Source organism: Porticoccus sp. W117 (assembly GCF_030341905.1).
GTDB lineage: Bacteria > Pseudomonadota > Gammaproteobacteria > Pseudomonadales > Porticoccaceae > SCSIO-12696.
On record NZ_JATAAF010000009.1, the window covers coordinates 38,142 to 49,459 of the forward strand.

The window sequence follows — 11,318 nt, forward strand, 5'->3', positions numbered from 1 at the left end:
AGCTACCAGTGCTAGTGAGCGACGCCCGCCGCGCCGTGTTCATCAATCAGTGCACCGCTGTAAAAACGATCCAGGGCAAAGGGTTTGGCCAATGGGTGAGGTCGGTTATTGGCCACTGTGTCGGCAAATACGTAGCCGGACCCCGGCGTCGCCTTAAAACCGCCGGTACCCCAGCCACAGTTGAAGAACAGCCCGTCGACGGAGGTTTTACTGATGATCGGGCAGGCGTCAGGGCAGGTATCCACAATGCCCCCCCACTGGCGATTCATGCGCACGCGGCTAAAGGCCGGGAACAGTTCGCAGATGGCCTGCACGGTGTGCTCAACAACATTGAATGAGCCGCGCTGGCCATAGCCGTTGTAGCCATCCACCCCGGCGCCAATCACCAAGTCGCCTTTATCGGATTGGCTGATATAACCGTGCACTGCGTTGGACATCACCACGGTGTCGAGACAGGGTTTCAGGGGCTCCGACACCAGCGCCTGCAAGGGCCGGGATTCCACCGGCAGCCGCAAGCCCGCCATGGCCGCGACCACCCCGGAGTTACCGGCAGTCACGCAGGCCACTTTGCGGGCGCCAATAAAACCTTTATTGGTTTCCACTCCCACCACAGCGCCGTTTTCCCGACGAATGCCGGTGACTTCGGTTTGCTGGATCAGATCCACGCCATAGCTGTCCGCGCCCCTGGCGTAGCCCCAGGCCACCGCATCGTGGCGGGCAGTACCGCCGCGCGGCTGCCAGGATGCCCCCAGCACCGGGTAGCGGCTGCTTGGCGAGCAGTTCAGCAGTGGGACGATCTCTTGTATTTGCTGCGGCGTCAGCACTTCGCCGTCAATGCCATTGAGGCGATTGGCATTCACACGCCGCTCAATATCGCGCATGTCCTGCAAGGTGTGGCCCAGATTGAGCACACCGCGCTGGCTGAACATCACATTGAAGTTCAGCTCCTGGCTCAGGTCTTCCCACAGCTTCAGGGCAAACTCGTACAGCGCTGCGGCTTCGTCCCAGAGGTAATTGGAACGCACAATGGTGGTGTTGCGCGCGGTGTTGCCGCCACCCAGGTAGCCCTTTTCCACTACCGCCACATTGGTAACACCGTGCACTTTAGCCAGGTAGTAGGCCGTGGCCAGGCCATGACCGCCGCCGCCAACGATGACCACGTCGTAATCCGACTTGGGTTTTGGGCTGCGCCAGGCGCGCTGCCAGTTCTCGTGATAACTGAGTGCATTGGTAAACAGATTAAAGACCGAATATTTCTTCATTGAAGAAACCGCCTGAGCCGACTAGTGGGCTGACCATTAAACCGCGCCGAAGCATCTGCAAGATAGAAAAGAAGCGACATGATCAGGGTAAAAAAACGTCAGAAGCGTCATTTTCTGTCGCTGTTTTACAACAATCACCGCCACTGGTTGGAATAAAAACGCCATAGCACCTAGAATGACCCTATGGCAAAAACCCCGAAACCCGCGTTTGTAGATACTCAGGAAGACCCCCAACGGCCGCTGCTGTCGGTGGGCTTTTTGCTGTTGCCCCACTTTACCCTTTCGCCCTTTGCGGCCTTTATCGACACCTTGCGGCTGGCCGCTGACGAAGGTGACCAAAGCCGCCAGATCAATTGCCGCTGGACACTGATGGGTACCAGCCTGAGTGCCATTGATTCCAGTTGCGGGGTTACGGTGGAACCTTGGGAAAATCTGCGCGACCCGGAGCAGTTCGACTACATCGTCGTGGTCGGTGGCCTGTTACACCAGGGCCCGGTGGTCAGTGACGCGGTGGTGGATTACCTGCAACGGGCCGCGCACAAGCATGTCACTCTGGTTGGCCTCTGTACCGGCTCCTTTGCCCTGATTCGCACCGGTTTGATGAAAGGCCGGCGCTGCTGCGTCAGCTGGTTTCACTACCAGGATTTGGTAAAACACTGCAGCGATGTGATTCCTGTTGCCGACCAGCTCTATATCGACGATGGCGACCTGATTACCTGCGCTGGTGGCACCGCCGCTGCCGACCTTGCCGCTGCTCTTATCGAGCGCCACATCGGTCGTAGCTGGGCCTGCAAAAGCCTGCGAATCCTGGGTATGGAACAACCGCGCCCCGCCAACACACCACAGCCGCAGCCCCCCGCCGAACTCAAAGTGGAAAACAAACACGTGCGCAAAGCACTGTTGATCATGGAACAAAACATGAGCCGCCCGCTGTGCAGCGACACCATCGCCAACCGTGTCAGCCTTTCCAAGCGCCAACTTGAGCGACTGTTTCTGGCAGAAACCGGAGAAAGCCTGCAGCGCACATACCGCAACGTGCGCCTCAATTACGGGCTGTGGTTATTGCGCCACTCGGAACACAGCGTCACCAATATCGCGCAGGAATGCGGATTCTCGGATACCGCGCACTTCTCCCGCGCCTTTCGTAACAGCTTTAATCAGAAACCGTTGGATATTCGCCAGGGCGTTGGCAAAGAAACTTAAAAAATTGTCATCGCGAGCGAAGCGCGGCGATCCAGTGGCTTTCGTTAGAAAAGCAAGATTTTGTAAGACACTAGATTGCTTCGCTACGCTCGCAATGACGGCTTAGGCGGTTATCACGAACAGTGGTCATCTGAGCGACAATGACGGCTGGCGACAACTAGGGCGCCCCTTTGCGCTCATCCCGAGGCGGGTGGCCGTAGTTTTCGCTGTAGCACTTACTGAAGTGCGGTGCAGTGGAAAAGCCGCAGCTGATGGCGATGTCGATAATGGCCATATTGGTTTGCAGCAGCAGGGATCGGGCGCGACGCAAGCGCAATTCCATGTAGTAACGGGACGGCGCACAATTCAAGTGTTTGTGAAACAACCGCTCCAGCTGGCGGCGGGAAACACCGGCGTACTCAGCCACTTCATCAAGGCCCAGAGGCTCCTCGATATTGGCTTCCATCAAGGCGATGGAGCTGGCCAGTTTCGGCTGGCTGGTGCCCAGCAAATAGCTCAATGGCACGCGCTGGGTGTCGTCTTCGGTGCGAACCCGCTCGTAGGTAAACTGATCAGTAATTTCCTGTACCAGTTCCTTGCCTTGCGCCTTGGCAACCAGGTTGAGCATCAAGTCGATAGAGCTGATACCACCTGCACAAGTGAGGCGGTCCCCGTCAATCACAAAGACTTTCGATAAAACCGTTACGTTGGGAAATTGCTCTCGCAAGCTGTGTTCATTTTCCCAGTGGATGGTGCACCGGTGGTCATCCAGCAAGCCGGCGGCCGCCAGGGCATAACTGCCCGTGCAAAAAGCACCCAGAGGGGTTCTATTGGCGCAGCGCCGCAAGGCATCCAGCAGTGGCTTGTCGCACTCTTGTTCGACATTGTAGCCACCGCAAACAAAAAGAATATCCACGTCATCGGCGAGATCGATGGAGCCATCTGGCTCCAGCTTCAAACCGTCGCTGGACAGCACCGGCTTGCCATCCAGAGTGATGGCAGACCACTTGTAGTATTCCGATTCTCCCTGTCGATTGGCTGCACGCAACACCGCCACGGCACTGGTAAAAGTGATCATGGTGTAATTGGGCAGCAACAAAAAACCGATATGTGCGGGATGATTATTGGTATTATTTTCAAGCACAGATCAACACCTGTTGTGTGTAACGTATAAAATTGCCAACGCCAATATAATGACTGGCCCGCTTTCGGTAAAGAGGTAGTGCAACAGTTATTATTGACTCGCTGTGAGGCAGGCAAGTTCAATCATTGTAGGCGGAAATAGCCCATGAGCACGCCAATTTATCGCTTCTGGAGCCTGTTGTGCGGGCTTCTTTTTATCTCCCTTTGCGGCGGTATGCAAACCACATTGCTGGGTGTTCGCGCCGATGCCGCTGGCTTTGATGTGCAAATTATCGGCGCCATTATGGCGGCCTATTTCTTGGGTTTTATTATCGGTGCCAAGCTGGCCCCGGCCTGGATCAGAAGCGTCGGTCATATCCGGGTTTTCGCGGCGCTGGCCTCGGTGGGTTCCACCAGTATTCTTATGCATGCAGTGTTTGTTAACGAGCCGGTGTGGTTCCTTTTGCGAACACTCACCGGGGTTTGTTTCGCCGGCATGTTTTTGGTGTCAGAAAGCTGGCTGAACGCCATATCCGACAACAAAAACCGCGGCACATTGATCAGCCTTTACGTATTTACGGTCTCCATTGGCTACGTGATCAGCCAGGCATTGATCGGTCTGGCATCCCCGGAAGGCTATGAGCTTTTTATTCTGTCATCGGTGTTAATTTCCCTGGCGCTGGTGCCGCTGTTAATGACGCCATCGGAAGTGCCGGTAACCAAAAGCAGCAAAAAAATAAAATTTCGAGTGCTGTTTTCCAGCGCACCTCTTGGGGTAACAGGCGTTTTTGTGCACGGCGTAAACGCCGGAGCGGTGATGTCGCTCACCGCTATTTTCGCCCGCAGCATGGGGTTTTCTTACTCGGAAAGTGCCTTGATGGTGGCTGCCTTGATGACCGGCGGAGTGCTTTTTCAACTGCCAGTGGGGAAACTTTCCGACATACAGGACAGGCGCCATACTCTGTTTTTACTGACCTTTTTGGCACTGCTCGCCTGCATCGTAATTATTCTGTTTGCAGGTCAGGTGGGCAGTTGGACAATGGCCGCCATGTTGCTGGTGGCCGGTGGTGTAATTAATACCACCTACTCCATCGCCGCCTCTCACGTTAACGATCAAATCAGCGCCGAACAGACACTTTCGGTGAGTAGTGGTTTGATCATGATTAACGGCCTGGGAGGGGTTCTTGGCCCCATCATCGGCGCCCAGGTAATGCGTTTTTTCGATGCTCAGGGGCTGTATATTTTCGTCGCCGTGGTCTGTGCCATGTACGCTCTATTTGCGCTTTATCGCATCAATGTTAAACCCGCCATGGTTGTCGAAGAGCAAAGCGCCGCACTGCAGGTTACCGTGCCCACCTCCGCCTACATCACTGCTGAGGCGATGGATGAGGCGGACCCTTGAGAAGAGTTAGCTCCGACGACAAACCCTTCCACAAACTCACACACATCAGCATCAATACCAGGCAGAACGGAAAGCCCATTGCAATAGAGAACGCCTGCAATGCGACCAGGCCGCCGCCAACCAACAGGGTAATGGCAATGGTGGCTTCAAAACAGCACCAGAAAACCCGCTGGCGAGTGGGGGCGTCGGTTTTGCCACCAGAGGTGATCATATCGATAACCAGAGCACCGGAATCCAGGGAGGTGATAAAAAACACAACCACCAGAATAATACCGAGCACAGAGGTAACGGTGGTAAAGGGGAGTTCGTCGAGCATTTTGAACAGCGCCAGCTCAGGGGCCCAGTTTGTTATCGTATCGACCACACCGGTATAACCATCGCTGATAAATTGTTCGATGGCGGTGGTACCGAAAACCGTCATCCAGATTGAGCTCACCAGGGAGGGAATCAAAATCACGCAAACAATAAATTCCCGCACTGTGCGCCCTTTGGAAATGCGCGCGATAAACATGCCGACAAAGGGCGACCAGGCAATCCACCAGGCCCAGTAGGTGGTGCTCCAGTCGTGAAGAAAATAACTGTCTTCCCGCCCTACCCAATTGCTCAGTGCCGGTAGTTTCTCAACATAGGTGACGATATTGCTGCCAATGCCAGACAAAATTTCCATCGTCGGGCCAATGGCAAACACGAACAACATCAGCAGCAGCGCCATGATCATGTTCACTTCCGACAGCAGCTTGACCCCGGCATTGAGGCCCCGCAATACCGATATCAACGCGATGGCGGTAATCACCAAAACGACAATAATTTTGGTGTCCAAGCCGTCACCAGTATCAAACAGATAGTTCAATCCGGCACTGGCCTGCCCGGCGCCAATACCAAGCGACGTCGCCAAGCCGGCCAGGGTGGCAAATACCGCAGTAATATCAATCAGGTGCCCCGGCCAGCCCCAGGTGCGCTCACCCAGCAAAGGATAAAAAGCGGAGCGGATGGACAAGGGTAGCTTCTTGTTATAACAAAAAATCGCCAGCGCCAGAGCAACCACCGAATAGATCGCCCAGGGGTGAATATTCCAGTGAACAAAGGTGCCCGCCATACCAATACTTTTGGCCTGATCGATATTGGCGGCAATAATATTACCGGCCTCATCCACCAGCCCAGGCTGGCCCAACGGTGGCTTGAGGGTGTGGTTCATGGGTTCCAGCACACCGTAAAACACCAAGCCAATCCCCATGCCCGCAGCAAACAGCATGGCAAACCAGCCAAGGTAGGAAAATTCCGGTTTGGCGTCTTTACCGCCAATGCGTATTTTGCCCATGGGGCTAACGATCAACAGCAGGCAAAACAGCACAAAAATATTGACGCCAATCATAAATACCCAGTCGAACTGCTTGGTCAACCAGGGCTTTAAACTGCCAAACATATCCGAGGCTTCCTGATTAAAAATCAGGACGATCGCCACCATGATAGACATGGCACAGGCGGACACCATAAAAACCGGATTGTGAATATCCATGCCAAATCGCTGAATATTGTCCTGACCGACTTTATAGTCCGTCTCGTAGTGCTCGGTTTGGCTGTCAGACATTCATAACCCCTCAATATTATTTTCTTGTCTTGGCAGGCAAAACAAAGAATATTTTGGTCGTTTTTTTAGATATTCGGATGCGACCACATGGCTGCCGAGCCTCCAGAAAATGTGCGGCATCAGTGCGCATCAAAACACAAATTTCTTCTTAAATTCCTTATTTTTCAGAGCCTTTTGGCAATCCAGAGTGCCCCACAAACTGAACAGTTTTGAGGGCGAAAGAAATCACGGTACACCAACTTTTTATCAAAGAGAAGCAATACCTGAAATTACGGTGCGGCACATTCAAGCCAATAAAACCTGGCGAAAAACCCTTTTCCCATGTTCAATAAAGTGGCTTCTAACAACAGCAAACGATGGCAATTCCACCTTCGCGACAGCGGCATTTTCAGCCCCCAAAACCACCTTCAGCGGACAAATAATCGGCTGTTAAGGGGTGCAGGGCGCAAGGCATGCTGGATTTGCCCAGAGGTTGCTGAAATATGTGGTAAAACAGGCATATCTTGGTCGGTTATAAATAACCATTAGCCGCACCTACGTGGAACTATGAGGCTGCGATTTTTTATATGGCCATTTGCCAGCGCCTCCACTTCTGCGTGCCGCAGGCTAAGTATTCGGGAGATAAACCATGACAGACAGCAATTACGACGATGAAGAAGATATTGTCCTGGCTGAACTGGACGATGAGGAGCTTGTTGCCCAGATGCACGACGACCTCTACGACGGCCTGACCGAGGAAATCGAAGAGGGAACGCGGATTCTGCTGGATCGCGACTGGACGGCTGAAAAGGTGTTGAATGATGCCCTGGTAGGCGGCATGAACATCGTCGGTGTGGATTTCCGCGACGGCATTTTGTTTGTACCGGAAGTGCTGATGGCCGCTAACGCCATGAAGGGTGGCATGGAAATTCTGCGCCCACTGCTGGCAGAAACCGGCGCCAAGCCCATTGGCAAAATGGTCATCGGCACGGTGAAAGGCGATATCCACGACATCGGCAAAAACCTGGTTTCCATGATGATGGAAGGTGCCGGTTTTGAAGTGATTGATATTGGCATCAACATTCCGGTAGAGACCTATCTGGAAGCCCTTGAAGAACACAAGCCAGACATCCTTGGCATGTCCGCCCTGCTCACCACCACCATGCCCTACATGAAAGTGGTGATTGACGAGCTGGAAGCCAAAGGCATGCGCAACGATTGCCTGGTATTTGTTGGTGGCGCGCCGCTCAATGAAGAATTTGGCGAAGCCATTGGTGCCGACGCCTACTGTCGCGACGCGGCAACCGCCGTAGACGTGGCCAAACAAATGGTGGCTGAACGCCGTGCCGCCGCTGGCTAAGCACAGCCCGGCGCAGCCGCCCTCCCCTGTAGGCGTTATCGCCTGCGCCGCTATTGCTCGCGAGCTGACGGCAATCGCTCGCTACAGTGGCATTGAAAACGCCTTCAAACTCCACTGCCTGCCCGCCGAACTGCACAATACCCCACAACTGATTACCGGGCGCATCCGCGAAAAGCTGGACGAATTGAGCGATCAATACGAACAGCTTTTTGTAGCCTACGCCGATTGTGGCACCGGCGGCCAGCTGGATAGCTTGCTAGAAGAACGTGGCGTTACCCGCCTGCCGGGAGCGCACTGCTATGAGTTCTTTGCCGGCAATCAAGATTTCGAGGCGCTGATGGAGCAAGAGCTCGGCACCTTTTTCCTCACCGATTTTCTGGTGCGCCACTTCAAACGCCTGTTCGTTGCCAGTTTGGGGCTCGACCGCTATCCACAACTCAAAGAACAGTACTTTGCCCACTACAAACGCCTGGTCTACCTGGCACAAACCGACGACCAGGAACTCCGCCAACAAGCGGAAGAGCAGGCTGCCTGGCTGGGCCTTGAGTTTGAATATCGATTCACCGGCTACGATCATCTGCACAAAGCGCTAGACGACAAAAGGGTTCTGCAATGGCAAAACTGATCACGGTTTACTGGCGCGATATCCCCGCGCAAATTATTGCCAAACAAGGCCGCAAGAGCGTCAAGGAAGTACTGCCTCAACGTTTTGCAGAAGCCATAGACCGGGCCGCCATGCGCGCCGGCAAAGGCTCCTCTGACGCCTACCTGAGCGAGTGGCGCAGAGTCAGTGAACCGCTGCAGGGAGATATGCAGGAAGCCGTAAGAGAGGCTGCGCAGAAACTTGATAACGCCTTTGACGACGAACAGCTTTTGCAGTTGATCCGCGCCAAAGGCGTTGCCAGTGATACTTCACCTGGTGACACGCCACCTAGCAACACCCCACCTGCCGAAGAGTCCTGACGATGCGAGCTGTACGTTATTGGTCTACCAGCCAGGCCCGAACCATGGAGCGGATTTACAACGGCGTTGAATGGCTGATGATAAAACTTGACCCTATGTGGCGCGCCATCGGCTACGAGCGTCTCGACCGCCCGGTTGCCGCTGTCGAAAAAGCCGTTAAAGGGCTGCTGTTTGACTGCCAGATGTGCGGCCAGTGTGTGCTTTCCTCCACGGGCATGAGCTGCCCGATGAACTGCCCCAAGACATTGCGCAACGGCCCCTGTGGCGGCGTGCGCAGCAACGGCAACTGCGAAGTAAAACCGGACATGCGCTGTGTCTGGGTGGAAGCGGCCCGAGGCTCACGCAAGATGCGGGAAGGCGAACAAAAAATCCAGGTGGTGCAATTGCCCGTCGACCGATCCCGGGAAGGCAAATCATCCTGGCTGCGCGAGGCGCGCAAAAAAATCGCTCAACAGTCATCCGGGGGCTCAGATGGAAATTCATGACGCACCGGCCTTTCCCGGTGATCCGCTACCCATACTGCCGGGGCACTCCTCTCCGGGGCGACTGGAACGGGTATTGCGGGCGGGCAAGTTTGCTGTCACCGCTGAACTGGCACCGCCAGATTCCGCCGACGCCGCGGAAGTGTACAAACGCGCCGCGTTGTTCGACGGCTATGTAGACGGCATCAACTCCACCGACGGCTCTGGCGCCAACTGCCATATGTCCAGTGTCGGTGTGTGCGCACTGCTAACCAGGGAGGGTTATTCCCCCATCATGCAGGTCTCCTGCCGGGACAAAAATCGCATTGCCATCCAGGGGGATGTGCTCGGCGCTGCCGCCATGGGCGTGACCAATATCATGTGCCTGTCCGGGGACGGTGTACAAGCCGGCGATCACCCCGGCGCCAAACCGGTATTCGACCTCGACTGCATGTCTCTTTTGAACATTGTGCGCACCATGCGGGATGAATCTCACTTTGAGAGCGGCCGCCAACTGGACTCACCACCCAGGGTGTTTTTAGGCGCCGCCGCCAACCCCTTTGTGCCGGACTTCGATTTTCGGGTTGATCGCCTGGCCAAGAAAATTGACGCTGGTGCGCAATTTATTCAAACCCAATATTGCTACGACTTGCCCCGTTTAGAGGAATACATGAAACGGGTTCGAGATCGCGGCCTCCATGAAAAAGTATTTATTTTGATTGGTGTCGGCCCCCTGGCTTCCGCCAAAAGTGCCCTGTGGATCCGCAACAATGTGCCTGGCGTGCATATTCCGGACGACATCATCAAACGTCTGGAAGGCGCCGAAAAACAAAAATTGGAAGGGCAGAATATCTGTGTCGAAATGATGCAGAAAGTCAAAGAGATTGAAGGCGTTGCCGGGGTACACGTAATGGCCTACCGGCAGGAAGAATTTGTTGCAGATATGGTGCAGCGCTCCGGCGTGCTGGATGGGCGCACGCCCTGGCACCCCCACCAAAACACGCAGTACAACCATAATTTATAGAAATCCAGCACGAGCTGAATAGTTGCCAAAAACAATCAAAACACAGAGAGACAGTCCATGACCGATACCGTTATCAGTTCCGCCACTAAAGAAGTTGTACTGGGTTTTGAGCGTCCGTTCGTGGTGATCGGCGAACGCATTAACCCCACAGGCCGCAAACTACTGGCGGAAGAAATGAAAAACGGCGATTACAGCCGGGTGGAAGCGGATGCCATGGCACAGATTGCCGCTGGTGCCCACGTATTGGATGTTAATGCCGGCATTCCTCTGGCGGACGAACCGGCAATACTCGCCGATGTTATTCAGCTGGTGCAATCACTTACCGATGTTCCCCTGTGTATCGACTCCTCCATTATCGAAGCACTGGAATCCGGCCTGGCGGTGTACAAGGGCAAAGCCCTGTTGAACTCAGTCACCGGTGAAGAAGAAAATCTTGAACGGGTATTGCCACTGGTGAAAAAATACGGCTGTGCGGTTGTCGCCATTTCCAATGACGAAACCGGCATTAGCCAGGACATCAATGTGCGCTACGATGTCGCCAAGAAAATTGTTGAGCACGCTGCCGACTACGGTATTCCCGCCTCCGATGTGGTGGTCGATCCTCTAGTGATGCCGGTAGGTGCTATTAACACCGCCGGGCGACAGGTGATGGATTTGATTCACCGTTTGCGCACTGAATTAAAAGTGAACACCACCTGCGGTGCCTCCAACGTCAGTTTCGGCCTGCCCAACCGCAATGGTCTGAACGCGGCATTTATGTCCATGGCCATCGGCGCCGGCATGACCTCAGCCATTACCAACCCGATGCACGGAGAAATCATGGCGGGCATTCGCGGTGCCGACGTAATGATGGGTCACGACCCGGAATGCATGAACTGGATCAAGGCTTACCGCGAACCACCCGCTGAAGGCGAAGGTCGCCGGGCACGCCGAGGAAATCGCCGTCGGGGTTAATCCATCCATCTAATTAAGGTA

12 protein-coding genes are annotated in these 11,318 nt (G+C 54.6%); 9 read left to right on the top strand and 3 right to left on the bottom strand.

All coding sequences use genetic code 11. The annotated features are described in order from the left end of the window. Positions 1 to 11 precede the first annotated feature (11 nt). A complete protein-coding gene (locus tag QSV34_RS08455) occupies positions 12 to 1,262 on the bottom strand; it encodes a sarcosine oxidase subunit beta family protein (protein WP_289153717.1) in 1,251 nt (416 codons plus the stop codon). A gap of 183 nt (positions 1,263 to 1,445) precedes the next feature. Here QSV34_RS08455 and QSV34_RS08460 point away from each other — a divergent pair, with 183 nt between their 5' ends. Beyond that, positions 1,446 to 2,465 carry a GlxA family transcriptional regulator gene (locus QSV34_RS08460; protein ID WP_289153719.1) on the top strand — a complete coding sequence of 340 codons (1,020 nt, stop codon included), beginning with the start codon at positions 1,446 to 1,448 and terminating at the stop codon, positions 2,463 to 2,465. Between the two features lie 157 nt (positions 2,466 to 2,622). Here the strand turns inward: QSV34_RS08460 and QSV34_RS08465 are convergent, their stop codons facing one another. Beyond that, the gene (locus tag QSV34_RS08465) at positions 2,623 to 3,588 is read right to left on the bottom strand and encodes a GlxA family transcriptional regulator (RefSeq protein ID WP_289153722.1); all 966 of its coding nucleotides are present in this window, start codon (positions 3,586 to 3,588) and stop codon (positions 2,623 to 2,625) included. 144 nt (positions 3,589 to 3,732) lie between these two features. On the opposite strand from QSV34_RS08465, the gene QSV34_RS08470 reads away from it, so the two are divergent. Then, entirely contained in the window at positions 3,733 to 4,968 is a 1,236-nt protein-coding gene (locus QSV34_RS08470) for an MFS transporter (RefSeq protein WP_289153726.1), read from the top strand. Here QSV34_RS08470 and QSV34_RS08475 read toward each other — a convergent pair. Further along, positions 4,934 to 6,556, bottom strand: a complete 1,623-nt coding sequence (locus tag QSV34_RS08475; RefSeq protein ID WP_289153729.1) for a BCCT family transporter — start codon at positions 6,554 to 6,556, stop codon at positions 4,934 to 4,936. The genes QSV34_RS08470 and QSV34_RS08475 overlap by 35 nt on opposite strands. 187 nt (positions 6,557 to 6,743) lie before the next feature. On the opposite strand from QSV34_RS08475, the gene QSV34_RS08480 reads away from it, so the two are divergent. The 7 genes from QSV34_RS08480 to QSV34_RS08510 all read left to right on the top strand — a co-directional run bounded on the left by QSV34_RS08480 (position 6,744) and on the right by QSV34_RS08510 (position 11,297). Next, on the top strand, positions 6,744 to 6,989 hold the full coding sequence (locus QSV34_RS08480; RefSeq protein WP_289153730.1) for a hypothetical protein: 246 nt from the start codon (positions 6,744 to 6,746) through the stop codon (positions 6,987 to 6,989). A 195-nt stretch (positions 6,990 to 7,184) separates the two neighbouring features. After that, entirely contained in the window at positions 7,185 to 7,895 is a 711-nt protein-coding gene (locus tag QSV34_RS08485) for a cobalamin B12-binding domain-containing protein (RefSeq protein ID WP_289153732.1), read from the top strand. Continuing rightward, a complete protein-coding gene (locus QSV34_RS08490; protein WP_289153734.1) occupies positions 7,879 to 8,520 on the top strand; it encodes a DUF1638 domain-containing protein in 642 nt (213 codons plus the stop codon). The genes QSV34_RS08485 and QSV34_RS08490 overlap by 17 nt, the downstream gene beginning before the upstream one ends. After that, on the top strand, positions 8,508 to 8,858 hold the full coding sequence (locus tag QSV34_RS08495; RefSeq protein ID WP_289153737.1) for a virulence factor: 351 nt from the start codon (positions 8,508 to 8,510) through the stop codon (positions 8,856 to 8,858). Before QSV34_RS08490 ends, QSV34_RS08495 begins: the two co-directional genes overlap by 13 nt. A gap of 2 nt (positions 8,859 to 8,860) precedes the next feature. After that, positions 8,861 to 9,343, top strand: coding sequence for a methylenetetrahydrofolate reductase C-terminal domain-containing protein (locus QSV34_RS08500; RefSeq protein WP_289153739.1), 483 nt, complete (start codon positions 8,861 to 8,863; stop codon positions 9,341 to 9,343). Further along, positions 9,330 to 10,343 carry a methylenetetrahydrofolate reductase gene (locus QSV34_RS08505; RefSeq protein WP_289153741.1) on the top strand — a complete coding sequence of 338 codons (1,014 nt, stop codon included), beginning with the start codon at positions 9,330 to 9,332 and terminating at the stop codon, positions 10,341 to 10,343. The genes QSV34_RS08500 and QSV34_RS08505 overlap by 14 nt, the downstream gene beginning before the upstream one ends. A 57-nt stretch (positions 10,344 to 10,400) precedes the next feature. Continuing rightward, positions 10,401 to 11,297: a methyltetrahydrofolate cobalamin methyltransferase gene (locus QSV34_RS08510; protein ID WP_289153744.1), complete on the top strand. Its 897-nt coding sequence runs from the start codon at positions 10,401 to 10,403 to the stop codon at positions 11,295 to 11,297. Positions 11,298 to 11,318 lie beyond the last annotated feature (21 nt).

Excerpts from the sequence above, each read along its gene's own strand:
- QSV34_RS08505 (WP_289153741.1), top strand. The coding sequence starts at position 9,330 with ATGGAAATTCATGACGCACCGGCCTTTCCCGGTGATCCGCTACCCATA.
- QSV34_RS08510 (WP_289153744.1), top strand. The coding sequence starts at position 10,401 with ATGACCGATACCGTTATCAGTTCCGCCACTAAAGAAGTTGTACTGGGT.
- QSV34_RS08500 (WP_289153739.1), top strand. The coding sequence starts at position 8,861 with ATGCGAGCTGTACGTTATTGGTCTACCAGCCAGGCCCGAACCATGGAG.
- QSV34_RS08485 (WP_289153732.1), top strand. The coding sequence starts at position 7,185 with ATGACAGACAGCAATTACGACGATGAAGAAGATATTGTCCTGGCTGAA.
- QSV34_RS08470 (WP_289153726.1), top strand. The coding sequence starts at position 3,733 with ATGAGCACGCCAATTTATCGCTTCTGGAGCCTGTTGTGCGGGCTTCTT.
- QSV34_RS08475 (WP_289153729.1), bottom strand. The coding sequence starts at position 6,556 with ATGTCTGACAGCCAAACCGAGCACTACGAGACGGACTATAAAGTCGGT.
- QSV34_RS08495 (WP_289153737.1), top strand. The coding sequence starts at position 8,508 with ATGGCAAAACTGATCACGGTTTACTGGCGCGATATCCCCGCGCAAATT.
- QSV34_RS08460 (WP_289153719.1), top strand. The coding sequence starts at position 1,446 with ATGGCAAAAACCCCGAAACCCGCGTTTGTAGATACTCAGGAAGACCCC.
- QSV34_RS08455 (WP_289153717.1), bottom strand. The coding sequence starts at position 1,262 with ATGAAGAAATATTCGGTCTTTAATCTGTTTACCAATGCACTCAGTTAT.